The 26,349-nt window shown below is 50.4% G+C and carries 20 protein-coding genes and 1 tRNA gene; 11 read left to right on the forward strand and 10 right to left on the reverse strand.

Going from position 1 to position 26,349, the window contains the following annotated elements:
• Nucleotides 1–24: 24 nt before the first annotated feature.
• Together Pelsub_RS12525 and Pelsub_RS12530 are read right to left on the reverse strand one after the other, a co-directional pair.
• Nucleotides 25–561 (reverse strand): thermonuclease family protein, encoded by a 537-nt coding sequence (locus tag Pelsub_RS12525; RefSeq protein WP_116223408.1) that lies wholly within the window; start codon nt 559–561, stop codon nt 25–27.
• Nucleotides 562–593: 32 nt separating this feature from the next.
• Nucleotides 594–666 (reverse strand) — tRNA-Thr (locus Pelsub_RS12530).
• A 45-nt stretch (nt 667–711) separates the two neighbouring features.
• Between Pelsub_RS12530 and Pelsub_RS12535 the strand changes: the two genes are divergently transcribed.
• The gene (locus Pelsub_RS12535) at nt 712–1,974 is read left to right on the forward strand and encodes a glycosyltransferase (protein ID WP_116223407.1); all 1,263 of its coding nucleotides are present in this window, start codon (nt 712–714) and stop codon (nt 1,972–1,974) included.
• Here the strand turns inward: Pelsub_RS12535 and dinB are convergent.
• The 6 genes from dinB to Pelsub_RS12565 all read right to left on the reverse strand — a co-directional run bounded on the left by dinB (nt 1,950) and on the right by Pelsub_RS12565 (nt 7,686).
• On the reverse strand, nt 1,950–3,143 hold the full coding sequence (gene dinB / locus Pelsub_RS12540) for a DNA polymerase IV (RefSeq protein WP_116223406.1): 1,194 nt from the start codon (nt 3,141–3,143) through the stop codon (nt 1,950–1,952). The two genes, Pelsub_RS12535 and dinB, sit on opposite strands and share 25 nt — an antisense overlap.
• Before the next feature lie 188 nt (nt 3,144–3,331).
• Nucleotides 3,332–4,387, reverse strand: a complete 1,056-nt coding sequence (locus tag Pelsub_RS12545) for a bifunctional phosphoglucose/phosphomannose isomerase (RefSeq protein ID WP_116223405.1) — start codon at nt 4,385–4,387, stop codon at nt 3,332–3,334.
• A gap of 17 nt (nt 4,388–4,404) precedes the next feature.
• A complete protein-coding gene (locus tag Pelsub_RS12550; protein ID WP_116223404.1) occupies nt 4,405–4,605 on the reverse strand; it encodes a hypothetical protein in 201 nt (66 codons plus the stop codon).
• Between the two features lie 20 nt (nt 4,606–4,625).
• Complete coding sequence (locus Pelsub_RS12555) at nt 4,626–5,861, reverse strand: AI-2E family transporter (protein WP_116223403.1); 1,236 nt, start codon at nt 5,859–5,861, stop codon at nt 4,626–4,628.
• 172 nt (nt 5,862–6,033) lie between these two features.
• Nucleotides 6,034–6,888 (reverse strand): PIG-L deacetylase family protein, encoded by an 855-nt coding sequence (locus Pelsub_RS12560; RefSeq protein ID WP_116223402.1) that lies wholly within the window; start codon nt 6,886–6,888, stop codon nt 6,034–6,036.
• A gap of 24 nt (nt 6,889–6,912) precedes the next feature.
• Nucleotides 6,913–7,686 carry a HesA/MoeB/ThiF family protein gene (locus Pelsub_RS12565; RefSeq protein ID WP_116223401.1) on the reverse strand — a complete coding sequence of 258 codons (774 nt, stop codon included), beginning with the start codon at nt 7,684–7,686 and terminating at the stop codon, nt 6,913–6,915.
• A gap of 56 nt (nt 7,687–7,742) precedes the next feature.
• On the opposite strand from Pelsub_RS12565, the gene Pelsub_RS12570 reads away from it, so the two are divergent.
• The gene (locus tag Pelsub_RS12570) at nt 7,743–10,388 is read left to right on the forward strand and encodes a CBS domain-containing protein (RefSeq protein WP_116223400.1); all 2,646 of its coding nucleotides are present in this window, start codon (nt 7,743–7,745) and stop codon (nt 10,386–10,388) included.
• 9 nt (nt 10,389–10,397) lie between these two features.
• On the opposite strand, the gene Pelsub_RS12575 is transcribed toward Pelsub_RS12570, so the two are convergent.
• Nucleotides 10,398–10,973 (reverse strand): class I SAM-dependent methyltransferase, encoded by a 576-nt coding sequence (locus Pelsub_RS12575; protein ID WP_116223399.1) that lies wholly within the window; start codon nt 10,971–10,973, stop codon nt 10,398–10,400.
• Nucleotides 10,974–11,528: 555 nt separating this feature from the next.
• Between Pelsub_RS12575 and fusA the strand changes: the two genes are divergently transcribed.
• The 5 genes from fusA (at nt 11,529) to Pelsub_RS12600 (ending at nt 16,716) form a co-directional block, all read left to right on the forward strand.
• Complete coding sequence (gene fusA / locus Pelsub_RS12580; protein WP_116223397.1) at nt 11,529–13,598, forward strand: elongation factor G; 2,070 nt, start codon at nt 11,529–11,531, stop codon at nt 13,596–13,598.
• A 67-nt stretch (nt 13,599–13,665) separates the two neighbouring features.
• Nucleotides 13,666–13,884 carry a hypothetical protein gene (locus Pelsub_RS12585; RefSeq protein WP_116223396.1) on the forward strand — a complete coding sequence of 73 codons (219 nt, stop codon included), beginning with the start codon at nt 13,666–13,668 and terminating at the stop codon, nt 13,882–13,884.
• Nucleotides 13,881–14,429, forward strand: a complete 549-nt coding sequence (locus Pelsub_RS12590; protein ID WP_116223395.1) for an LOG family protein — start codon at nt 13,881–13,883, stop codon at nt 14,427–14,429. The genes Pelsub_RS12585 and Pelsub_RS12590 overlap by 4 nt, the downstream gene beginning before the upstream one ends.
• Before the next feature lie 59 nt (nt 14,430–14,488).
• A complete protein-coding gene (gene proS / locus Pelsub_RS12595) occupies nt 14,489–15,922 on the forward strand; it encodes a proline--tRNA ligase (RefSeq protein ID WP_116223394.1) in 1,434 nt (477 codons plus the stop codon).
• Nucleotides 15,922–16,716, forward strand: coding sequence for a DNA alkylation repair protein (locus Pelsub_RS12600; protein WP_116223393.1), 795 nt, complete (start codon nt 15,922–15,924; stop codon nt 16,714–16,716). The genes proS and Pelsub_RS12600 overlap by 1 nt, the downstream gene beginning before the upstream one ends.
• A 242-nt stretch (nt 16,717–16,958) precedes the next feature.
• Here Pelsub_RS12600 and Pelsub_RS12605 read toward each other — a convergent pair whose 3' ends face one another.
• Nucleotides 16,959–17,291, reverse strand: a complete 333-nt coding sequence (locus Pelsub_RS12605) for a YegP family protein (RefSeq protein WP_116223392.1) — start codon at nt 17,289–17,291, stop codon at nt 16,959–16,961.
• Between the two features lie 323 nt (nt 17,292–17,614).
• Between Pelsub_RS12605 and Pelsub_RS12610 the strand changes: the two genes are divergently transcribed.
• The 4 genes from Pelsub_RS12610 to Pelsub_RS12625 are packed head-to-tail and all read left to right on the forward strand — an operon-like array spanning nt 17,615 to nt 26,337.
• Nucleotides 17,615–18,439: a DUF4007 family protein gene (locus tag Pelsub_RS12610; RefSeq protein ID WP_116223391.1), complete on the forward strand. Its 825-nt coding sequence runs from the start codon at nt 17,615–17,617 to the stop codon at nt 18,437–18,439.
• Complete coding sequence (locus tag Pelsub_RS12615) at nt 18,429–18,908, forward strand: hypothetical protein (protein WP_116223390.1); 480 nt, start codon at nt 18,429–18,431, stop codon at nt 18,906–18,908. Before Pelsub_RS12610 ends, Pelsub_RS12615 begins: the two co-directional genes overlap by 11 nt.
• A 15-nt stretch (nt 18,909–18,923) precedes the next feature.
• On the forward strand, nt 18,924–23,039 hold the full coding sequence (locus Pelsub_RS12620; RefSeq protein ID WP_116223389.1) for a chitobiase/beta-hexosaminidase C-terminal domain-containing protein: 4,116 nt from the start codon (nt 18,924–18,926) through the stop codon (nt 23,037–23,039).
• Between the two features lie 49 nt (nt 23,040–23,088).
• The gene (locus Pelsub_RS12625; RefSeq protein WP_116223388.1) at nt 23,089–26,337 is read left to right on the forward strand and encodes an Eco57I restriction-modification methylase domain-containing protein; all 3,249 of its coding nucleotides are present in this window, start codon (nt 23,089–23,091) and stop codon (nt 26,335–26,337) included.
• The last annotated feature ends 12 nt before the right edge of the window (nt 26,338–26,349 follow it).

A 26,349-nucleotide genomic window follows, 5' to 3' on the forward strand; every position in this document is an offset into this window, starting at 1 on the left:
AACAGGATTTTTCTTGTATGCCCTTTATTCCACCGCTTCGAACACCTTGTGGCAGGCCGTGTCCGGCCGATACTCGCGCGCTTCGGCGTACCCTTCCCGCACCAGTTCGCGGTTCACAAAGACGTCATCCGTCAGCACGTAGCGCAGCAGCCGCCCGTACTTGTCCGTTTCAGACTGGTCTTTGAACAGGTAAAGTGTCTTCCCTTCCACCAGGGCCTCATTTGCCTGTGTGGCTTTTATGGCATCGGCTCGTTCCTCTGAGTAATACTCCGGCGTGTTGACGCCGATATACCGCACCTGATACACCTCGCCGTCCAGGATAACCTCGATGGAATCCCCATCGATAACCCGTTTCACCCGCGCGGTTTCAACCTCCGTCAGGTCCGGGATGCAGCTCACGCCATCCAATTGAGTATATACCGGCAAATCGTTTACCGGGTTGTTGGAATCGGCGCCAGGGGATTTTTGGGTTGGGTTTTCCTGCGATGTTAGAATATCAAAGAAAGAACAACTACCGAGAAATAGCAAAAGAATAATGGAATAGATGAATGTTTTCTTCATATGAATGCAGCCCAATCCGATGCAAAATAAAAAGCCACCGAAGGGAATCGAACCCTTGACCCGTCGCTTACGAAGCGACTGCTCTGCCGGCTGAGCTACGGTGGCACGCGCAGAATTATATCAGTTTCCAATTATAATCGACAAGGAAAAATGAACATAGCAATTATCTCCTACCACACCTGCCCTTTGGCAACTCTGGGCGGTAAAGACACCGGCGGCATGAACGTGTATGTCCGCGACCTGACCACTTACCTCGGACACTTGGGTATTCATGCGGATGTATTCACCCGTTCTCAGGATGAGCACGTCCCGCATGTCCTGCACGATCTGGGCTGCGGCAACCGTGTTGTGCACGTTCCAGCCGGCCCTGAAAGCCCCCTGCCGAAAATCGAACTCACCAAATACATCCCGGAATTTATCAGCGGCATCGACGAATTCGCCGCTTCTAAAGGGATTCAATACGACCTGATCCATTCGCATTATTGGCTTTCCGGTCTGGCGGCGGGAGAACTGGCCCGAAGCTGGAACACGCCCATCATTCACATGTTTCATACGCTGGCTCTGTTGAAAAATCGAATTGCCAAATCGGAGGAGGAACTGGAAAGCGTCATCCGGGTGGAAGGCGAACGTGAGGTCATCCGTCTTGCGGATAAAATCATCGCCGCGACTTCGGATGAAGTGAACCATCTGGAGAACTTATACGACGCGCCCGCGGAAAAAATTGAGGTGATCCCGCCCGGCGTGGACACCACTCGTTTTTATCCCATTCCGGAAGACGAAGCCAAGGAATTTATTGGCATTCCCAAAGATGAACGCATGCTGCTGTATGTCGGCCGCATCGAACCGCTCAAAGGCATCGACATTCTCATTCGCGCCATCGCGCAGCTCAAGCATTCAGACGTTTTATCCAACTGCCCGCATTACCTGTACATCATCGGCGGCGAACCGGACGCGGAAGAGGGCCAGATGAACCGTGAAATGCAGCGCCTCCAAAAACTCTGCCGGGAATTGGGCGTAGGTGATTTGGTATTGTTCCTGGGCAAACAGGACCAGGACACTCTGCAATATTATTACTCCGCTGCGGATATCGTGATTATGCCTTCGCACTACGAATCTTTCGGCATGGTTGCCCTGGAAGCCATGGCTTGCGGCACGCCCGTGATCGCCACCCAGGTCGGCGGGCTGCAGCACCTGGTGCAGAACGGCAAGACCGGCTTTACTGTACCAAATGACAATGTGGATATATTGGAAGAACGCTTGACGCAATTGATATGCAAAGAAGGGCTGCGCGAGGAAATGAGCCAAAACAGCGTCGTCTACGCCCGCTCCTACGCTTGGGATGTCATCACGCCCCGCATTATCGATTTGTATCAGCAAACAATTGAATCTTACGAATCTTTCCACGAACGATAGTCGTCGGACTGGATGCCTTTTTGGATGGCATCCCTGCCAAATCGGGCATGTAAGTCGTCCAACGCTTGCAGTAAATTCTTCTCTTTTTGGTAGCTGTCGTCCAGCAGCGATAGCTGTTGGTAAACCGTGCAGATTTGCGCCACCCCCACCCCGATTAGCCTGATTTTCTTTCCGGCCTTCCACTCGGCCAGGAACAACTCTTTTGCGGTTTGAAAGATCAGCGAATCCTGGTTGGTAGGCTGTTCCAGGGTCACCTGGCGGGTGATGGTCTCGAAATTCGGCCAGCGCAGCTTGATGCGTACGGTCTTGCCCGCCAATCCTTTTTTGCGCAGCCGTCCTCCCACTTTTTCGGAGAGGATGCGGATGGTGCGCAGCAGCAGCTGTTGGTCGCCTAAATCCTCAAAAAAAGTCACCTCGTTGCTGATGGATTTGACTCCCTCGTATTCCGCCACTGGTCGATCGTCAATGCCGCGCGCCCGTTCCACCAGCTCAACCGCGAATTTACCGAAATGCTGCTCCAGCCAGGGCTGTGGCTGCTTGACGATATCGCCGATTTTTTCGATGCCCAGGGCTTTGAACTTGGCCGCCGACTTTGGCCCCACCCCCCACATCTCGCCGATAGGCAAATCAGCCAGGAAGGCTTCCTCCTCCCCGGCCGGTATATTCAGGATCGCCATGGGCGAGCTGGGTAATTTATGCCGCGCCTTGCCCTGGTTGGTGGCGATTTTCGCCATCAGCTTGTTGGAGGCCACCCCAATCGAGCAAGGCAGTCCCAGCTCGCTGTAGATCTTTTGTTGCAGCTCCCGCGCGATCTCTTCGCCGCTCTGCGGCAGGTCACTCACATCCAGGAATGCTTCATCGATGGAAATCTGTTCCACCAGCGGGGTCAGCCCCCGGATAATGTCCATGACCTGGCGGGAAAGCTCCACGTAATCGCGATAATGGCTCCGCACCAATTTTAACTGCGGGTACTGCCGCAGCGCTTGTTTCATTGGCATGGCGGAATGGATGCCGTATTTGCGCGCGGCATACGAAGCCGAAGTCACCACCCCGCGCCCGTCCGGCGATCCGCCGGTTGCGAAGGCCTGGCCTTTCAGGGACGGGTCAAACTTTTCTTCGACCGCGCAGAAAAAAGCGTCCAAATCCATGTGCAAAATCTTGCGAGCCATATCTGTCTATATTATACGTCGGTTAGGGATTATGTTCTATTTTTCACCCCTATGTGAAGCAGCTTGTTGAGGAAAGGAGCATCAATAATGTTCCCTGAGCTTGTCGAAGGGAACATTTGGATTAAAAAGAACCCGCTCACTTCGACAAGCTCAGGGAGCGGGTTCACCTTTCTGCAGTGAAAAACAGTCTAATTCTTCATGGCCGCTTTCAGGCGATTGAGCGCTTCTACCGGTGTCGGGTCGACCTCATACGCCATAGCGAGATAATACGAGATGTAGTCGCCCAGGAATATCGCCGTCCAAATTTCCGCCAGCTTACTGCTGCCGCTGCAGGCAATTTTGTCGACACATACCCCTGAAACCATGAACTCATCCGAGGTCAGCGCGAACCGTTTCTGGTTGCGGTCAAAATACCTTTCGGAATTAAGGAAAAGGGCGTAAGTTTTATAAAGGAGCGCTTCCGGATTGACCAAACCGGCCAGGGTGTTATGGTCGGCTTCCGGGATAAATTCAAACTGGGCTAGCGCTTTGCCAATCTCGTTAATTTGTGTTTTCCAGCGCCTGGCCACAGCTTCCAGGTGTTCCGCGCCAAATACCACCGGGTTGCGATCGACCGCCTGCCCTGCGAGGCGTTTGGCAACGTTCTGCACGGCCGGCACTTCGGCGTCTATCTTTTTTCCCAACGCTTCCATTTCGGACACGGCTTGCTTTACCGGCGCTTCCTGGCTGGACAGCAATCCTAACCGGTCAAGCAGGTTTAGCAGCAGTCCAAAGGAAAAGCCCACCGCGGTGCGCGGTTGGCCTTTGTGGTCGAAATTCCAGCATACCGCTCCGGCAGCGCGTGCTTTCTCGCTCAATTTACCGCCGGTCGAAACGGTCATGGTGGTGCATTTGCGTTCCATCGCCTCGTCAAAAACAGCCAGCGTCTCTTCCGTGTTCCCGGAATGCGAGGAGCAAACCACCAGCACATCCGGCCCCTGCGCCCATGCGGGCAGCTGGTAGCCGCGTAAAACGTACACGGGCACGGCGCATTCCATGGCAGCATACCCTGCCAGAATATCCGCGCCGATGGCCGAACCGCCCATCCCGGCCACCAAAATTTGTGTGTATTTGCGCTGTTCGGGTAATGGCAGTTTGCCTGCGGTTTCCCAGGCAGTCCACAACTGCTGCGGCAGCGCCCGGATGGCCCCGAGCATGTCTTCCGGATCGAATTTACTGAACTCTTTTGCTTGGTCTAAATCCATGATCGTGAATCCAATCTCTATTTCAGTTTTTTGGAAGCGGCAACGACTTTCTCAAGAAAATCAAGCGCGGTCTGCCATTCTTCGGTGAAGAAATGCATGGTGACGTTGTTGAATTGCAGATGATAAGTAATTTCTCCATCCGGTTCCTCAGCGGTATAGAAAAAATTATCCTCCGTCTCGACAATACTCTCAATGTTGGTTTCAGGTTGTTCAGCCATAATCAAATTCTCCTTTCAAATTATTCTTCGTCTTTTGTCTTAATCTTTTCGTATGTCTCTTTGGTCCAGCCGGAAATTGATTTCAGGGCTTTTCCCAAAGGGGGTAAGTTTACATCCTCTTCCTCTTTTTCGGAGGGTATCTCCCATGGGTCTTGATCCAACAATTTGCGGCCTATGTAGGTTAGCAGCAATTTCAGGGTCGCCAGGATCGGGGCTGCCAATACCATGCCCCAAAAACCAAACAGGCTCAGGCCGACGAAAACGCCAACCAGGATGGCTGCCGGATGGACCTCCAGCATATTTGCCATAAATCGCGGGCTAAAGAATGTATCATAGATGTTATCCATAATCCAGCCGATACCCATCACGATCAGCGCGTAAGTCAAAGGATCAAGGCCAAAAGCGGTGCTGCCCTGCAGCAGAGCTACCAGGAATATTGTGATCCAGGAAATGGCCACGCCGATGTAAGGGATAAAGTTGCCGATGGTTGCGACAATAGCCATGCCGACCAGGAAGCGCACCTGAAAAACGCTCAGGATGATGAGATACATGGCGAAACGCAGCAGGTACACAATGCCCTGCCCGCGCAGAAAAGTGCTCCAAATCGTGTTGATCTTTTCGCTCAGGATGCTAAAATCGCGTTCATAACCCGGAATATTAATTGAGAATATCTTCCGGCGGTTGCCCCCGCTTTCATTCAAAATCAGGAAGGAGACCACCATGGACAAGAATAACGAACCTATGAACCCGGCCGCTCCGGTTGCCACACCGCCGATCACGTTGCCCAGGTTCGACAGGGCCGGTTCGATGGTCGCTAACAGTTGATTGCTGACTTCATCCCAATTGATATAGGAAAAATCCAGAACGAACGGGCCGACGCTTACTATCGTGGAAGGGATGTTATTAAAGAAATTGGTAATTTCAACCAGGCTGTCCTGCAGGAAGTTGATAAAGTTTTGTACCTGTTCAAAAATAGCGATTCCGCCCAGCGCCAGCAGCGTAAAAGTGATCACAACCGCCACAATATAGACAATCGTGACCGACCAGCTCCAGGAAATCTTTGTCTTTTTGCTGATCAGTTCAGCCAAAGGATAAAAAATAACGCCGATTACAACCGCGGTAACCAGGGTATTTAACATGCTTGAAAAACGGATCATTAAAGCAACCACCGCGGCCAAAATCAGCAGCGTTACTATTGTCTTGGTTGAAGGACTCCATTTTGGTGAGGCGGTTTTTATATTTTCGTCTTTACTCATTTTGCCCGATCTTGTTTGATATTTTTATTATACTGCCCTGAAAAAATCAGCTTGTACTATTTAACGGATATTCACGCCTGAAGTTTTCTTTTCTGGGATATTTTAGAGAATCTCTTTAATATTCCTTTTTCTTAACTGATATAAAACCTCTCGCAATGAGAGGTTTTATTATTTATTTAATCCCTTCGAAAAGATCCTTTTCCACATAGCCCTTCGCTGGCGGTGGAACCGCGCGCATGAAGGTCTCCGTTGAGCTGATTTGTCGCAGCAGCCAGGTGACCAGGTAGCCGCTGGTGCGATCCCCGCCCTGGCTGGCGTGGCAGGCCGAAGCCTGTTCGCGGATGGGTGCGACTTTTTTATAGTTGATGCGCGCGTTGGTGGGAAAATCGTTCGCCAAAACAGCCGTCAGGTCGATATCTTCATTTTTCCCGAATTTGCTCGGGTCTTTGCCGAACAGCGGCATCAGCTTCACTGCCAGCTTCATAAAACCATGCGGCATGGTGTGAAAGTATAGCTTCTGCGGTGTAAAAGGCGGCAGTGTCTGTCCCTTGGCTTTGGGGTCGCCCGCCATCTCGAACGCCAGCACCGTGGCGTTGTGAATGGCAATGTGATCCGGGTGCATATAGCCGCCCACCGGGTCGAAGGTCAATACCACCTGGGGCTGCAGCTCGCGGATGTAAGCTGCCACTTGTGCGGCCACTTTCTCGACCGGCGCCTGCACCAATGCCTGCGGGTGCTGGTTGTCCGCGCTGCCCGGCATGCCGGAGTCGCGGTAGCCCAGGAAATGCACCTTGCGCAGCCCCAGCACCTCCGCCGCGCAGCACAGCTCATGCTCGCGCAGCTCTCCGACGGATGCAAAGCCTGCCAGCCGCTCCGGCTCCACTTCGCCCACTTCGCCGCGCGTGGCGCACACCAGGTGCACCTCCACGCCCCGGCGCGCGTAAAGCGCCAGCGTGCCGCCCATGCCAAAAGTCTCATCATCAGGGTGCGCCAGCACCACCAATAGTCTTCGTTTATTTTCTGTCATTGAAATTGCGTTCCTGTGTTTACTTTAATATTTTGAGCAAACCGGGCAGTCGGGATCTTTCTCCACCCGGACATCCTGAAAAGTCAGCACCAACCCATCCGCCAGCAGCAGCCGGCCGCGCGCCGGGCTGCCGATACCCAGCAGCACTTTGATGGTTTCCAGTGCCTGCAGCGAGCCAATCATGCCCGGCAGCGCTCCCACCACCCCCACCCCGCGGTTGGCGCGCATATACTCCGCGTCGGGCTGTTTGCGGAACACGCACTGGAAGCATGGTCCCTTTTGCGCGTCGAAGACGCTCATTTGCCCGTAAAATTGGTACACTGCGCCGTAGATGAAGGTCTTCCCCATCTCCACGCAGGCCCGGTTGATCAGGTAGCGCGTTTCGAAGTTATCGCAGGCATCCACAATGATGGGGTAATCCGCCAGAATATCCTTGACGTTGCCTTGCTCCACGCGTGCCCGTACTGGCTCAATGCGAATATCCGCGTTCAGGTCGCCCAACCGCTTTTGCGCCGATTCCACCTTGGGCATTCCCAATGCAGCGGCGCCGTGCAGGATCTGGCGCTGCAGGTTGCTCAGCTCCACTGTGTCCGAGTCCACAATCCCCAGCCGGCCGATGCCCGCGGCGGCCAAATAATAAGCCGAAGCCGAACCCAGCCCGCCCGCGCCCACGACCAGCACGGATGCGCCCTTCAGAATCCGCTGCCCTTCCTCCCCAATTTCGGGAATGTTCAGGTGGCGCGCGTAGCGTGTTTTTTCCTCTTCGGATAAGAATTCTTGCCTGGTTTTTTCCTTCATAATTTAATGATAGCACTGCTGTAAAGTACCCGGCCATATTCGGGTAGAATAAAATCATGCAGGTTATTCTGACGCACGAACAAGCCGATTTTGACGCCCTGGCTTCCATGTTGGGTGCTCATCTGCTCCAAAAGGAAGCGTATACCGTGCTGCCTGCGGTCATGAACCGCAACGTGCAGTCCTTCCTGCATCTATACGGCGCTGATCTGCCTTTCGTGGCTGCCGGCGACCTGCCCAACGATCCCATCGACCGCGTCACGCTGGTGGATACGCAGTCCATGATCACGCTCAAAGGCATGCGCTTCAATACGCGCGTGTACGTCATCGACCACCACCAATTACGGCCCGATTTCCCCAAAAACTGGCATTTCGAAGGGGTCGATACTATCGCCTGCACAACCCGCTTCGTTGAAGACCTGCAGGAAAACAACGGCCATCTCTCGATTATCGAAGCCACTTTGCTGCTTTTGGGTATCTACGAGGACAGTGGTTCGCTCAGCTACGCCCACACCACCCCGCGCGACGTTTCCGCTGTGGCTTACCTTCTGGAAAACGGCGCCAGTTTGAAGATTGCGGCAAATTTCCTCAATCAGCCCCTTTCCGCCCAACAGCATGCCATTCTGGATACCCTGCTTTCCAATCTGGAAGCATACTCTCTGCAAAACTGCAAAGTACTGGTTTCCTGGGCGGACGCACCTGAGCTGGAAGACGAAGTTTCCAGCATCGCCCACAAGCTGGGCGACCTGCTCGATCCGGACGCCCTTTTCATCTTCGTCCGCACGCGCGAAGGCATCCGCCTGGTAGCGCGTTCCATCACCGATCAGGTGAACGTGGCTGAGGTTGCCAAACGCTACAACGGCGGCGGCCATGCGCGCGCCGCTTCCGCCTTGGTTCGCAGCGACAAGCAAAATCCCGACCAGCTTACCGATCTGGTCAGGGATTTCAAGGACGACCTTCCCATTCTGGTTTACCCGGCCGTTACCGTCAGCCAGATCATGTCCAAAAAACCCCTTACCATTAGCCCTGAAACCACCGCGCAGCAGGCTTACCAGCTTATGCAGCGTTTTGGTTACGAAGGTTACCCGGTAGTTCAGGACGAACAGGTAAAGGGCTTGTTGACGCGCCGCGCGGTCGATCGTGCCCTGGCGCACAGGCTGGCGGACATGACCGCAGACAACCTGATGGATGCCGGCAGCGTCAGCGTCTCGCCGTCCGATTCCCTCGATACGCTCCAGCGCAAGATGGCCGATTCCGGCTGGGGCCAGGTGCCCGTAGTGGACCCGCGCTCCGGCAAAATTATTGCCATCACCACCCGCACCGACCTGCTCAAGGTGCTGGCCGGTGGAACCCGCGGCGGGGTCGAACACCGCAACCTGTCCGAGGAAATTACCTCTGTTCTGCCTCCCGCGCGCCTTGCCCTGCTGCGGTTGATCAGCCGTGCTGCCCAGAACCGGCAGCTGCCCATTTTCGTGGTGGGCGGCTTTGCCCGCGACCTGCTGCTTAACGTTCCCAGCTTTGATCTGGATTGCGTGGTTGAAGGCGACGCCGTGGATCTGGCTGACAATCTTGCGGATGCCTACGGCGGGCGTATCACTTCGCACCAGAAGTTCGGCACCGCCAAATGGCGTCTCAACCCTAAAAACACCGCCTTGCAGGCAGCGCTGGCGGAAGAATCGCCTGATGCTGATCTCTCAGCCCTGCCGGACAGCATCGACCTGATCAGCTCGCGCACCGAGTTCTATGAAAAGCCCAGTGCGCTGCCCATTGTGCAAAAGAGCAGCATCAAGCTCGACCTGCACCGCCGCGATTTCACCATCAATACCATGGCCGTGCGCCTGGATGGCAACCATTTCGGCGAGCTATACGATTATTGGGGCGGCCTCTCGGATCTCAAGAAAGGCCTCATTCGCGTGCTGCATTCGCTCTCGTTCGTGGACGACCCCACCCGCATGCTGCGCGCGGTGCGTTTCGAGCAGCGCTTCGGCTTCACCATCGAAGAACGTACCCTGCGGCTCATGCGCCAGGCCAAGACCTTGCTGAAAGATGTTTCCGGAGAGCGCATCCGCCACGAGATCGACCTGATCCTGGTGGAAAAACAGGTGGTCAGTATGATGACGCGCCTGGCTGATTTGGGGCTGATGGAGCAGATTCACCCCGCCCTTCGTTGGAACGATGACCTGGCTTCTCAATTCATGGAGCTGTTCGACCTGCCCTTGCCCCGTAAATATGATTTCAGCGGCCATCCCTCCGAAATGGAGCAGAAAATACAGGTTGCCTATATCCTGTGGTTGCTGCCCGTGTTCTCGAATAACCTCCAGGAGATCATCCAGCGCCTGCGCTTGAAAAACAACCTCTCGCACATGATCCAGCAGGCGCATGATGCCAATATCGAGCTGGACCGCAGAAGGAAGGAGCCCGACAGCCGCCTGATAGCCGCGCTGCAGGGTTGCCCGCCAGTCGTACTTTACGCGCTTTGGCTGCACAATAAACTGACCCATCAGCGGAATATTATCGAGAAATACGCCGTCCAATGGCGCCACGTCAAACCCCGCACGGATGGAAAGAAGTTGATGAAAATGGGTGTGCCCGCCAGCCCGCGCATCGGCGAAATTCTGGACGAGCTGCGGGCCGCCTGGATCGACGGCCGCGTCAGCAGCGAGGCCGAAGAAGAAGCCCTGCTGCAGCACATCCTGCATGGTTAAGCCGCAATCTCACGCTTTTTTTATGTATTCCAGCCAAACCGAAGGCCGTTGGCCGTGATCCGTGCCGTCCTGGCGGCTCTTTAGTTCCAGGAATTTATCGAACTCCGCCAGATTTTTCTCTGTCATTCCGCGCGGCCGTTCGGGTGTTTTCATAAAGCCATACAGCAGGTAAGTGCCCCCGGGCGCCAATAAGCGTTCAATCTGGTGGCGGTATTTGGCTTTTTCTTCAGGCGGCAGGCTGTGAAAGCAGCCGATATCCAGGATCAGGTCAAAGGGCGGCTGAAGATAATCGACCTCGGCCACGCTGTCCAGGTAGAGGCTTTCCAGCCCGGCCTGCCCGCGCAGCTTGCGGCGTGCTTCCCGCCAGGCAATCAGCGCGAATTCCACGCCGGTCACGCGCCAGCCGGCCCGTGCCAGCGTCAGCAGGTTGGTGCCCGTCCCGCAGCCCAGGTCCAGCGCCCGCCCGGGTTTATGCGTGCGCAGGAATTCCAGCACCTCAGGTGGCGTGATACCCGTGTCCCAGCGCGGCTTTCCCAGGTAATGCATATTGAAGCGCGCCCAGCGCTTGATATTCTCGATCTTCATGCCCCAATTTAACCACTAAAAACGCCCCATCTCCATCTTCCCTATTCCAATTTCATTGGAATAGGGAAGGCGTTAAAACCACTGCTTCCTTTCTCCCTCCCTATTTTCGGAGCTCTTCGCAGGAGCGAAGAGCGGAGATATCCAGCTCGCAGCCGTGGTCACTTACGGCATGCGAGGTGGATGTCAAGGAGCTTTTCGCAGGAGCGAAGAGCGGAGATATCCAGCTCGCAGCCGTGGTCACTTACGGCATGCGAGGTGGATGTCAAGGAGCTCTTCGCAGGAGCGAAGTGCGGAGATACCCAATCCGGGACAGCATCCAGCTGTCACCGGAATGGGTACTCTTCTCTGGGGAGGGCTGGGGAGGGGCACGTCCGGGTGAAGAACAAATTTAATGTAGGTCAGACATTCTTGTCTGACATTTTCCCAAAAAATATCACGCCCCTCCCCCGAATTAATTTTCCTTTAGAGGAAGAGAAACGCATAATCTTTGACAATAAGGCTATTTACTCTTAAAATTGAGGGGTTGAATCCATAGCGAAAGAAGGGCATTAATTAATGAAAGAATATAGTTCAAAAAACATACGAAATGTTGCTTTGGTCTCCCATTCTGGATCTGGTAAAACAGTCCTTACGGAAGCCTTCCTTCATTTCACAGGCGCCACCACCCGCATGGGTAAAATCGAAGAGGGCAATACCATTTCCGACTTTGATGAAGAAGAAGTCCGACGCACCATCTCGTTATACTCCACCGTTATCCCCGTAGAATACAAAGACACCAAGATCAACCTGCTCGACACCCCCGGTTATACCGATTTCGTCGGCGAAATGATCTCCGCGCTCAGCGTTGCCGACAGTGCCATGATCGTTGTGGATTCTGTCTCCGGCTTTGAGGTCGGCACCGAAATCGCTTGGAATTATTGTAATAAATTTGAACTTCCCCGTTTCGTGATCATTAACAAAATGGATCGTGAAAACGCAGATTATAAAAAAGCACTGGATTCAATCCAGACCAACTCCGAAACACGCTTGTTACCCATCCAGCTGCCCATCGGCGAGAAACAGGATTTCAAAGGCGTCATCGACCTGCTCTCCATGAAAGCGTTCAAAGTCGGCGCGAAAACCGGCGAGGAAATCCCGGCGGATTTGAAAGCCGAAGCCGAAGATGCCCGCACCGCGGTGGTGGAAGCTGCCGCCGAAGGCGACGACTCCCTGTTGGAAAAGTACCTGGAAGGCGGCGAACTGACCGGCGATGAAATCGCCCGCGGTTTGGCTGCTGTGGTTCAATCCGGTTCCTTCATCCCCGTCCTGGTTGCCGCCGGCAATGCCGAGATCGGCATCGCGCCCCTCCTGGATTCCATCGTGCAGCTCATGCCCTCCCCGCTGCAGGCCAAACCTGTTACCGCCCAGGGCAAAGCCGGCGATGAAGTTCTCAAAGCCGACGACGGCGGCCCCATCGCCCTGTATGTCTGGAAAACCACTGCCGACCCCTACGTAGGCAAGCAGACCTATTTCCGTATTTTCTCCGGATCGCTCAGCTCCGATACACGCTTGTGGAACCCCATTAAGGAAATTGAGGAACGCTTCGGCGGCCTTTATATTCCGCGCGGCAAGGAGGCCATCTCCGTCAGCGCCATCCATTCCGGCGACATCGGCATCGTTCCTAAGCTTTCCGAAACGGCCACCGGCAACACGCTGTGCGACAAAGCCCACCCGCTGACTTTGCCGACACCGGAATATCCGAACTCGCTTTACCAGGTAGCCATCAACCCCAAGACACAGGCGGATTCAACCAAGATTTCCCCCGCTCTCACGCGCCTGTGCGAAGAGGATATGACCCTTTCCTGGCATCAGGAACCTTCCACCCACCAGACCATCTTGCAGGGTATGGGCGACCAGCACATTGATGTGGTCATCCGCCGCGCCGAAACCAAGCTGCAGGTCAGCCTGACCACCGAGCTGCCGCGCGTGCCCTATCGCGAAACCATCACCAAGAAAGCCCAGGCCATGCACCGCCATAAGAAGCAATCCGGTGGTTCCGGCCAATTCGGTGAAGTCTGGCTGCGCATCGAACCGATTGAAGGCGATTTTGAATTCGTCAACGCCGTCTTCGGCGGCGCCATCGGCAATAACTACATGCCCGCCATTGAAAAGGGTATCCGCAACGTCATGAAAGAAGGCATCCTGGCCGGCTTCCCGGTTTCAGGCATCAAAGTAGAAGTCTACGATGGTAAAGAACATCCTGTTGATTCCAAACCAATCGCCTTTGAATCAGCCGGCCGCGAAGCCTTCAAGCTGGCCGTCAAAGACGCCGGCCCCGTGCTGTTGGAACCCATCATGAACGTCAAGGTAATCGTGCCCGAAGAAAACATGGGTGACATCCTCGGCGACATGAACTCCCGCCGCGCGCGCGTACAGGGTATGGATACCGATAAAGGTCATTCCACCGTCTCTGCCAAAGTGCCCAAGGCCGAAATGCTGCGCTACACCACCGACCTGCGCTCGCTGACCGGCGGCCGTGGTATATTTGAAATGGAACTCGACCATTACGAAGTGGTCCCGGCCCACGTGGCCCAGGGCGTCATCGATGCCCGCCAGAAAGAATTGGCCAGCAAGAAGGAAGAGTAATTCACACAGTAACCCGAAAAGAGCTGGCTTGGCCAGCTCTTTTTTTAATCATGGAGGAGGTGTGGGTATGAACGAAGTTGAAATTGTATGGGAAGCGCTGCTTTCGCGCGATGAGGCGCAGATTCGCCCGGCTTACCTGGCCCTGGATGCGCAGACCCGCGGCGCGGTCGGCGCCCATTTGCGCGTCATGACCAGCGAAGAAGGCTGGCATCCCGAACAGGTTATTTCCGCCCAGGCTGCCCTGGACGTCATCGCGGCCATCGAAAAAATGCAAGAGGAAGAATGAAAATCTCCGTCTTTGGCGGTTCCAAGACCCCGCCCGATTCACCCGACTATAACGAAGCATTGGCGCTGGGGCGCGGGCTGGCCCAAGCCGGCCACACCGTCCTGAGCGGCGGTTACCGCGGCAGCATGGAAGCCGTCTCGCGCGGCGCGGCCGAAGCCGGCGGCCAGGCCATCGGCGTCACCTGCGGCGAAATCGAAAGCTGGCGCGGCGTGCAGCCCAACCCCTGGCTGACAGAAAAAGTGCAGTGCGCCACACTCAACGAGCGCCTTTACTATCTCGTCACCGAGTGCGACCTGGCTGTAGCCCTGCCCGGCGGCATCGGCACCCTCACCGAGCTGTCGCTCACCTGGAACCTGATGGTGATCGACTCCATTCCGCATAAACCCCTCCTGCTGGTCTCCGCCGGCTGGGAGCAGACCCTGCGCGCCTTTTACAGCGGATTGGACGGTTACATCCCCGAAAAAGACCGCGGCTTTCTGGTCTTCTGCCCGGACGCGGCTGCCGCGCTGCAAGCGGTTGCCAAATACCGCCCCGCAAGCGCTTAGGATTGGCTATAATAGGAACATTATCCAGAAATTATCGAAGGAAGTAGAGAAAACAAGGTATGAATATCGAGAAACTCCCCACCCAGCAAGAGAACTTTTCCGAATGGTACAACCAGGTCATCCAGCGCGCCGAACTGGCCGACTACGCCCCTGTGCGCGGCTGCATGGTCGTGCGCCCGTATGGCTGGGCCATCTGGGAAAACATCCAGAAAGCGCTCGACCAGCGCTTCAAGGAGACCGGCCACGTCAACGCGGCTTTCCCGCTGTTCATCCCCATGTCCTTCCTCGAAAAAGAGAAAGAGCACATTGAAGGTTTCGCCCCTGAACTGGCCATCGTCACCATCGGCGGCGGCCAAACGCTGGAGGAACCCCTGGTAGTGCGCCCGACGTCCGAAACGGTCATCGGGCATATGTACGCCAAGTGGATCAAGTCCTACCGCGACCTGCCCGTGCTGATCAACCAGTGGGCCAACGTGGTGCGCTGGGAAATGCGCACGCGCCTGTTCCTGCGCACATTGGAGTTCTATTGGCAGGAAGGCCACACCGCCCATGAAACCGCCCAGGAAGGCCAGGAAGAGACCCTGCGCATGCTGGACGTGTATGCCGACTTCGCCATCAACGAAGCCGCCGTGCCGGTGGTCAAGGGCCGCAAGAGCGAAAGCGAAAAGTTCGCCGGCGCCGATACCACCTACTCCATCGAAGCCATGATGGGCGACACGCGCGCCCTGCAGTCCGGCACCTCGCATAACCTCGGCCAGCACTTCGCTAAGGCCTTTAATATCCAATACCTCGACCGCAACAACGAGCTGCAGTACTGCTGGACCACCTCCTGGGGCCTGTCCACCCGCTTCGTGGGCGCCATCATCATGGCCCACGGCGACGACCAGGGCCTGATCCTGCCCCCGCGCCTGGCTCCCATCCAGGTAGTGATTGTACCCATCTACAAGAACGACGAGGAGAAAGCCGCTGTGCTGCCCGTCGCTGAAAAGATCGAGAAAGCCCTGTCCGCCTTCCGCGTCAAGTTGGACGCGCGCGAGGAAATGACCCCCGGCTTCAAGTTCAACGATTGGGAGCTGCGCGGTGTGCCCCTGCGCATCGAGATCGGCCCTAAAGACGTAGCCAAAGAAGCCGTCATGCTGGCCCGCCGCGACATTCCCGGCCGCGATGGCAAGATCAGCATCGGCATTGAAGGCCTGGCTGAAAAGGTCGGCGACCTGCTGGTGGAAATTCAGGCCGCCCTGCTGCAGCGCGCCACCGACTTCCGTGAAGCCCACACAACCACGCCGAGCGACTATGCCGGGCTGCAGGAAGCCGTACAGAACGGCTGGGCGTTGGCGCACTGGTGCGGGAATCCTGAATGCGAAGCCAATGTCAAAGAAGACACCAAGGCCACCATCCGCAACATCCCCTTCGAAATGCAGGGCGAGAGCGGCAAATGCATCATTTGCGGCGCGCCCGCCACGGATAAGGTGATCTTCTCGAAAGCCTATTAATGCCGCCTGTCCAGCTCTCCCGCCTGCGGCCGCAAGTGAACGCGCTCATGTCCCATTACGGGGATGAGACGCGCTTCATCCGGACATTGCAGTTGATTTTGGAGAAGTACAGCGAAAAACAGAACCCCACGAATGCCTGGCTGCGCGTTGACCCAGGCATTCCGGCTTATTTCATCCCGCCGGTGGTCATGAACGAATTGGAATCCGCGCTGGAAGTGCTGGCCAAAACCCGCCCGCAGGATTGTGTGCCGCTGGCCGAGGCCATGTGGCGCCTGCCGCAGTTCGAGCCTAAAAAGCTGGCCGTGTTCCTGCTGGCGCGGTTGGGCGGGGATTACAAGGAAGAATTCATCCGGCACGTACGCGAATGGTACCCCGCGGGCATCAGCGAAGCGCTGGTGGGCGAGATCATCCGGCAGAGCAGCCTGCGCCTGGAAATTGTCTCCTCGCGCGAGTGGCTCAACCTGCTGGGAACCTGGCTGCTCTCGGAAGACAAACGCACCCAAAAGATCGGCCTGCGTGCCGTGCAGAACCTGGTGGACAACCGCGCCTTCCAGAACCTGCCGGTCGTCTTCACCCTGGTCACCCCGCTCTACAGCGACCCGCGCATCACCCTGCAGAAAGACCTGACCGAGCTGACCCGTAAGCTGATCGAGCGCTCCCAACCCGAAACCGCCTCCTTCCTGATTTCCATGGTCGAGATCAACCAGAAAGAAAGCGTCTCCGCCCTGGTGCGCAAGCTCCTGCCCCTCTTCGACCCCTTCTACCAAACTGAGATCAAGCAAGCCGTGGTGTAGTCGATTACTGACAGTACGAAGTCCATTGGATTTGGCTTCGTCCCTTCAGTATCTCCGCCCACTGCTCTTGCAGTGGTCTGCGACCTGAGCACCTGCCCAGAGCATGTGCCCTGAGCTTGTCGATCGCGAAACATCCCCTACTGGGGAAGGGTAGAGCGTGGGATGTCGAAGCCCATGGTGTTTTAAAAAGCAGCGCTCCCACATTTCGAGGGAGCGCTGTGACTTGCATACAAAAAACTACCTTACGCCAGGTCTTCCACCTTCGCGCCCGGCGCACTCTTCTTCACCGACGTGATGCCGGCGTCCCGCGCCGACTCGGACGAGTACATCTCGCTGGTGCCAATCACCTGGTGGTTGCCGGCCTTCAGCACGAAGTACGGCTCGCCCTTCTTGGAAGCCTTCTTCTCGTAGCGCTCAGCCAAAGGCGCGTTGGTTTTGACCGACTCAATGCCATTCTGCGCACCGGACTTCGATTCGTACATCTCGCTGCTCAGGATCGGCTCACCGTTGGCGGCCTTCAGGTTAAACATAAACTTTCCATTTTTTGATTTCGTAAGTTCAAATTTTGCAGCCATAATCTCTCCCGTTTTCTCTTTATTATACTGTTAGAGAAAGCATAATAATAATTCAAGTTATTGTATAACCAAATAAAAGAGTGATGTTTATAATTTGATTCCGATTCATTGCCTGTCCAAACCAAAAAATAATTTACAATTGCTATATTTAGACAGATATTGACTTGTTCAAATCAACAAATAAATGTCTTGACATATAGTATTATTAAAAAGTAAAAATCAAATTCATTTTTTAGAGGGTAGATGATAAGAACAATTCGTAATTATTGCCTTTGGATTTTATATTACTCATCAATTTAGTAGGGTTTTATTTTTTTTAAATAATGAAACTTCAATTTACAAATGGATATCGTCCACACTTTGATCAAATTTCAAGAATTTTACAATTTCTTGAACAACAAGGAAATCGAAAGAAAATTTCCAAACCTGAAATTGTAGATTCGCTCGGAATTCCAAATAAACAAGTTGAAAATTTGACTAGTATGATGACTGGATTCGGGCTAGTGCATCCAAGAGTAACTACCCTCACCCCATTCGGGAAATCTGTAATAGAATCCGATCCGTATTTCGAAAAAATTGATACACTCTGGATTATTCATTTTATTGTATCCAGTAATCCAGAATGGGTTGTTTGGTATCGTGTAGTTAACACTGTGCTTTCATCCCAAGATCATTATTCGGTCGAACAAGTTAGTAATCGATACTTCTCAGATCTTGCCATTCATTTTTCTGAGAGGACGGTTTCCGAAAAACTACCCAAAGAAGTTGGGGCAGTCTTCGCTGCTTATTCACGTAGCGAGTTGTCTCATTTGGGAATTCTTGAAGTAGAAGGTAATGGCAATTTTAAAAAATCCAACCCTGTCGAGGTTCCAGACTTAGCATTTCTTTTCTGTCTAATATATTATCGGGATGAGTATTCGCCTGGATCATCAGCCATCAACACAGAGGATGCTTGCCTGGCAGAATACAGTCCGGGTAAGGTACTTAATTTACCGGAATACCAAGTCAGAATCATATTGGGTAATTTACATAATGCAGGATTAGTTAGGTTAGAAAAACTAGCTAATCTCGATCAAGTGCGTCTATCTGATGCGTTGACGCAAGAATTTGTTTTAGAACGGATTTATGGGGAGAATAATGCCAATTAGTGTATTTGATGCCTTAATCAGTCTTGAACAAGAACGCTACCGGGCTGTTATTTTACATGCAATTCCAGAAAAAAGCCCATCTATGTCTCACTTTTGCCAAAAAATTTGTAAACAAACCAATGGGAAATACTTGGATTTATTGGATTTCTTTATCCAGTCTCAAAATCTTAGTGAGAATATCGACAGTTTCAGTCCTGAAAAATTAAGAGAAGTATTAATTGAACAAAGTAAAGGCCAATCATTACTTGTGATTGATCGCGTTGACTTTCTTCTGGATACTTGGCGCAAATCAGAGCGGCAGGACTTTTTCAGATTCATCAACAATCAATGGGATAGTTACAAAGATGGTATGAAAGCCAAACTCGTAATTGTGTTACAGACGTCGCAAGAAATTGAGTTGTTAAAATTTCTTGATTCGCAAGGCCAAAACCGCATATTCCGGTTGAATGATTTCAACGACATTGGATAAGGGAGATCCTTTGCTATGACAAAAATTCGAGACATCGTCCAAATTAACAGCGGTTATACAAGCTATGTCGATTTATATGAGGAGTACTACGATCATTTAAAAAATTGTGGAAGGATGGAACGATACAAACCTATCGCAGCTCATCGGCAAGTCTTTGAAAAAATTGCGAATGCACTCAATCCTTTGGATCGTCGATTCTATTTTCTGTCTGGCAGCTATGGTACAGGTAAATCCCATCTTTTGTTAATGATGGCAAATTACTTTGCGAGTCCAAGCGATCTTCCTGAAATAGAAACATTTTTCAAGAATTATGAAATAGCTCAGAGTGAAGTTCTATTAAGACCCGGAGAAACGCTTAAAGAAAGAAAAGCTGCTTCGCTTAAAGAAGCACGTAAATCGGGACGTTTCCTGGTTGCCCTTTGCCGATACAGTCTAAACCTGGACTTTGAAGGCGCGGTGTTAAGGGCACTGGAAGAGGCTTTACAGAAGGATGAATCAAATATCCTTTTAGACAGTCACTATCGTGAAGCTTTGCGAAGGATCAAAGATTGGGAATCACGACGGAACGAGACGCGTTTTTATTCAGATCTAGAATTGGCTATCAGTCGATTATTCCCGGATTGGACTGTCAATGATCTGATCGATGGTCTGGAAGAATATGACGAACAAGCACTTAAAGCATTTAAGAGTTGTTTCCAATCGGTCACTGATTCAGAATTTACATATAAGAAAGATAATCTCCGTGACATTATTTCAGATTTCTTAAAAAACTCTGAATTCAAAGAACGTTATAAAGGCATCGTTTTTCTTTATGATGAATTTGGTGCTGCTATCGATGCTAACCTGGTGAATTACACTACGTTGCTTGACTTTGCTCAATACTGCGCTAATTCTACACTCGAGAAAGGTGGAACGGTTGTTTTCATTGGTACCGGGCACAAAGCCTTTCGAAATCACGGACAAATCGGAGACCTGAATGCAGAGACTTTAGAAGCTCGAGTTTCTGAAATTGGCCTGCAAACACAAGGGATGGAAGATATTATTGCTGCGATTGTTCAACCAAAGAAAGATTCCCCTGAATGGATGCATCAAATCCAATCCCAATCTGGAAAATTCACCTGGTTCTCTAGTGAGTGCAACCGGCTGCATTTGTTTAATTGGCTGCCAGCGCCAAAGATCAAAAACAACATCATACAAAATATATATCCAATGCACCCGCTGGCAACCTTTGCTCTTCTACGCCTTGCAGGGGAAGCTGGTTCGGATAACCGATCTGTATTTAAATTTTTTGCTCCTGAATTTGAAACTGGAGAAGAGGGATGGGTGAATGTGCAACCCTACTCTTATCCTTGGTTCATTGAAAATAATGATATCGCACATCAAAACAAGCTAACTCTTTACACTTCAGATTTATTGGTTGATTATTTCAAAGATAGCCTAAAAGCCACCAACAACCGCCTTGTTGACCGTGTAAAGAATGCCGTCATCAATTACGAAGCGACTCTACGTGAATTAAATGCATACTTAGCCCGAAAATCTCAACAGCATTTGTTTGAAGAAGCAGATGAACTGATGCTTCGTATCATAAAGGTATTGCTTGTAAACGAGATTGCCAGTACACAGGATGTAGCCATCACGAATACAGTCCAGAATATTGAATTCGCTTTGGAGTATGTTGCTCCTGATGAGAAAACCCAGGTGGAAGATCGCCTGAAGTTATTATGTGAAGCTGGTATTTTATTCAACAACAACGGGGTGTATGAATTAGTCCGTGGCGACCGAAAAGATATTCAACGGCTTGTGGATCAATTCAAGGCCAATCCAGATAATCGTCCGACCAACCTACTTCAAAACTATTTAGAGCTGAGTCCACTCCGAGGAGATGAAGCATACCTCGAAGCAAAAGATTACAATGCCTCATTCAGTGAGGATAAACGGTTAAAAGTTCTTTTTGCTACCCCATCTATGCTAATAGAAAAACGAATTGTGAACAGTAATTCTGTACCTTTCTTCACTGCTCTTGAGCATGAACGCTTGCAAACAGCTGGGGTGACAAATGGATATGAAGGGGTCGCTGTCTATGTCTTCTGTGAAAATGAAAACGACATCGATTCTGCAAAAAAAACCGTTGCTCAGAATAATCAGTCGCGTGTGAGTGTCGCAATTCCACGGAATCCAATAAGTGTTTACGATGCAATTTTTACTCTCAAAGCACTGGAAAGCGATTGGTTTAAGAAACAATCTCAGAGCTTTAGCCCATATGAAAAAGCGGAAGAGAAGAAGATTCGAGATGAGGCAATCAAGGTTCTAACCGATGCAAGAGCTGACTATTTTTCCAATGCTAAAATGTATTGGTTTGGGATAAATGGTGTCGAGATTCCTGTCCAAGAAGGCAAACGCCATGATGCAGCGAACAGGATGATCCAGGAGCTTTATGGGAGTAAACGCAATACTTTTGGCCATAACGAGTTAAATAAGGCGCACATCAATTTATCCGGTCAAGTTCGTGCTATTTTCAAGGAGGCTGGGGATATTCTCTGTGATCTCTCGCAGCCCATCCGGGTGAATTGGTCATGGCCGGATAACCGCGGGGGGACCAAATATCTGAGAAAGTGTTTTGTGGATCACCAGGCTCTACGTGTGTTAACCGTTGAGGGAGATACCCGCTATTTAGAAGCTGAAAAAGATATTAATAAATTTCGGACTGCTCTGCCGGCATACGCCAAACTTCTAGAAGGTCTAGCTGCGCTGAAAGGAAAAGAACAGGCAAATTTGTTTCAATTCATCAAACCGTTTTTCGAGGAATACGGTCAAGGTGAAATTGCTGTTACTTTGTTTCTTTTATTAGCCCGAAGGTTCTATGGCGACAGCTTACGGTTTAAACGTGAGCCCAATAACCTGACAGATATTCAGTTTACAAGCACAGAGGATATGCTTGCCTTGGTTCAGGGTCAATATCCCTCCACGGTGATCATTTTTGAACCAGTGAGCGCCGAGGATCAGACGTATTTTGCCAAAATTACGCAAATATTCACCAACCAACCTGCACCCGCGGGGAAGGTTTACACAATTAGTGAAGCCTATCAGGCAGCAGTTAATTGGTGGGATAGCCTTCCTATCATTGCTCGTTCACTCGGTTTCTATTCTGGAGATGAGAAATCACTAGCAGAGATATTCAGCCAGGCAAAAACGAAAGATCCATTCCGCTTCATTAAGTACGACTTGATGGAAATGCTTGGGCAAGTACCCGGCGAAACCCTGACATCGGCGAAAATCACACATATCGAAGTTCACCTAAAGGCTTTCAAAGCTACTGCAGAAGCCATTCAAGCCAGCGTTGAGGACCAGATATTAGTCCAGGTAGCTGAAATCTTTGGAGCGCCTTCTCATCTTGATGTCGATATCCAGGAAACGTTCAAAAATTGGTACAACGGATTGAGCAGCACTCAAAAAGATCCTTTCGGGACTTACCATAACAATGACAGTAAGCAATTAGTGAAATTTACGGCATATGCCAACATCCGCGAGTTGTTATTTAAAACGTTACCGGAGGCTTATTCCCTGGGAAGCGTTGACTCTTGGATGTCTAATTATGTATCGACCATGGTTCAACGAATTCAAAATGGAAAGAACCATATTGAGACCAATGCGCCACAGATCAGCCAATTGAAAGTGGATTTTACAAATGATCTATCCCAACATGGTAACCAGGTCACATATCAGGGTGAACTCGTACTACACGCGGACACTGAGGATGGCCACGGATTGATCTATTATACAGAAGATGGTTCCGATCCCACTTCGAGCAAGCAACGGCAAAAATTAACCCCTGGAGATACTCTAACCATCAAAGGCAATCGCAAGGTTAGGTTGGTGGTGGCTGATGAAAAGGGGAATTATAGCGCGATCAAACTTATCGAAGCCATTGATGAGCTAGAGAAGTATAAGATTGTTCGGCCGACTCAGGAGACAGCCTTTGATGAAACGATCACCTTCGTTTTCCCAAAGAATAAGGATGCAGCCAGGATTACTCTCCTATCCCTGCTTTCGGAATTAGCAGAATCTGGTCTCTATTCGGACAACGAATTTCGCCAGGTAATTCAGGATGCACTAGAAGAAATCGAAAAATAAGAGATGTTCACAAAGAACTGTGCAGGGATTCAATCAAGGACAACATGATATGCCAACATATTATCACAACGAAATTCTCTTCTCTGAAATCTACCTCGAAGAAATCACTCGCCAGGCTGAGAATGCAGATGTCTTAGCCTCTTTGAAAGTCTTGGGTGAATACAGGGAATATGCCGACATCCATAATTTGAAAGCCTGGCAAGAATCCTACGTCCACGAGGTGCTTTCAGCGTTGGGATTTTTCGCCCAATCGAAGAATGATCATTTGACATACTTGTTCTCGATGGGAAGCGTTGGCAAGGAAACACCTATTTCATTGTGCTATGTGATCCTTCCAGAAGAAAACCTGGATAATACGACCATTGGACGTAATTGGGCTGAGAAAATCATCCGGGCGCTGCGCGAGAACAATCTTCAATGGGGGCTACTGACCAATGGCAAGCAGTGGCGCATTTATCATCAGGACGAACCCACACCTTACGAAACGTACCTTGAAATCGATTTAGAAGCTATCTTAATAGAAAAAGCCAAAGAGGCGTATCAGATTTTCCATAAATTTATGAAGGCGGAGAATTTCTCGATTCATGAAGATGGCAAATGTCAATTTGACCGCTTCAAGAAAGAATCCCAGGACAAGATAGATTACATTGAGAAAGAACTTACCAATGCTCTCAAACAACGGGAAGAAGGTGGCAAAGGTGTACTTTCAGATCTGTGTATGGGTTATGTAGAAGAATTGCGCCAACGAAAGGAAGGTGATCTAGATGATGAAGGTCTTCGCAAAAAGATCTATCATGGTGCGATGTTGTACATGTTTCGGCTGCTCTTTCTGTTTTATGCAGATGCACGTAGATTACTGAGTGACAAAAACCACGAGTTATTAGCGAAGGTGGAAGGCGAATGCCGCGCTCGTCATGATGGCGACAATTTAATTACATCTGATTATCAAATTTGGGACAGCCTGGAACGAATCTTCGTTGATATCGATCAGACATACAACGGCGGCTTGTTTAGCCCACAGGAAAGCGAGTTTACGCGCTTTCTTTCTGACACCCGGATTAGTGACTCGTACCTGGTAAATGTCATCTTCAATTTGACCACATACCATGAAAGGAACGGCCAGGAAAAACCGCTCAGCTACCGCGATATGAGCGTGCGCCACCTAGGCACGTTGTACGAAGGCTTGCTGGAGCATAAGCTTTTTATTGCGGCGGAAGACACAGAAGTGAAAGTCGCAAAAGGAAAAATCCAATTTATTCCGGCTTCAAAGGGGGGAAAACTTGTTCTGGGCCATTTTATCAGAGCTGGTGAAGTTTATTTCGCTGGCGATCCCAGTGAACGGAAATTATTCGGTTCTTATTTCACTCCAGAAGATGTGGTTAATTACATCGTTTGTAATACTGTTGGAGAGAAACTCAAAGAAAAGAAGATCTATTTCCTGGCAGAACAACAACCCACGCTGCAGGCTTATCAAAGAGCAGTGGATGATGACGAGCGCCATACACTGACGGTCCTTCTGGAGGAAAACGCTCTTTCCTTCGTTCGTGAAGAAGTATTGTCTATTTCGGTTCTCGATCCTGCCATGGGAAGTGGTCATTTTTTAGTCAACGCTACAAATCTTGTCTCTAACTTCGTCACCGAAACTCTTAACGAACTCGGTATAAAGGGTGATTTAGAAAGTGGCACGGGTTATTGGCGACGTTGGGTAGTGGAAAACTGTATTTATGGAGTGGATATTAATCCATTGGCAGTAGAACTTTCAAAACTTTCACTGTGGATTCTTTCCATGGCAAAAAATCAACCCCTTTCTTTCCTGAAACATCATCTGAAATGCGGCAATAGTTTGATAGGGGCAAGGCTTGATGATATTGGGAACTATCCTTTCTCAACGGCAAAAAAAGGCGCTCGCCAACTTTCTTTATTTGAAAGAGATCCGGATTTCCGATTAGCAGTGGAAGAAGCTATTTCAAAATCTCAATTGATCGCCTCTCACGGCTCTACCGCACGCTACGAAGTAGAGGAAAAGAAAGCCTGGCTCGATCAAATTGAACAAGCGTTATCGGGGTATAAAGCTATCTGTAATGTACATACAAGATTATTCTTTAGTTCTGATGGGATTGATGAAAATAATTACACCTTGTTAGTAAAAAATAAAAATTTTCATTTGGCGTTTAAACTCCAAAGAGAAGAAATTTTCTTCCATTGGGAGCTTGAATTTCCAATGGTGTTGTTAACTCAAAAAGGTTTCGATTGTGTTATTGGTAATCCCCCATATGTAGATGTATTTGGAGACAGTTTTATAGATTATTCGTTTTTTACGTACAAGGGAAGAAATCTCTATAACTACTTCGTTGAAAAAGGATTGAGACTGATAAATGACACAAATGGAAATTTAGGCTTCATCATTCCTATTTCAATAATTACTTCTGAGAGAATGAAATCCACTAGGGATTTCATTAGGAAATTCCGTGGCACAGCAAAATTTGTAAATATCGATTCTTCGGCACATCCAGGAACTTTATTTGATGACCTAAACCTTAGGTTATCAATTACATTCATAAAGCTGAATAATCATGAACCGAAAATGAGGATATTCTCAAGTGATTTTACAAAGTTTTTTAATGCTGAAAGGAAAATCTTCATCCCATTAATCAAAACTTCAGAAATTCCAGAGGACCTAATCATCGAAAGTATTATTCCAAAGGTTGGTTCACAAATTGAGGTTTCTATTCTAAGAAAAATGCTTAGAGTGAAGTGTAATTATTTTACATTTCAGGACAAAAGCAAGAAAAGCCAGAACAAACTTTACTACAAAGGGACTGGCTATAATTACATGCTGGCATTTAGATCTCTTCCATTCTTCGAAGTAAATGGTCAGCAAGTAAAGAATTCTAAAACAAAAGAATTAACCTTACGAGAAGATATCCTCATTGAGGGAGCGATTTTAGTTTTTTCCTCATCATTGTTCTATTGGTATTGGACAGTGTATTCCAATTGTTTTGATTTCACGAATCGGGATTTTAAACGCTTCCCCATTGATCTAACAAAGCTTATTAACTACAAGCAGACAATTATTGAACTCTACGATAAGGTGGTTACGGATCTTGAAAAAAATGGGGAAATGGTTACTTACAATAAGGCTAATGGACCTACCAGGTATTTTCAATACCGCGCAAGATTTACGAAACCGCTTTTTGATAATGGCGATGATCTTCTAGGGGAAATATATGGCTTTACTGATGAGGAGTTGAATTTTGTGAAGACTTATGATCTGAGATTCAGAACGGATGATCGATAAACAAAATGGGGC

Origin of the sequence: Pelolinea submarina, assembly GCF_003966975.1 — a bacterium.
GTDB lineage: Bacteria > Chloroflexota > Anaerolineae > Anaerolineales > Anaerolineaceae > Pelolinea > Pelolinea submarina.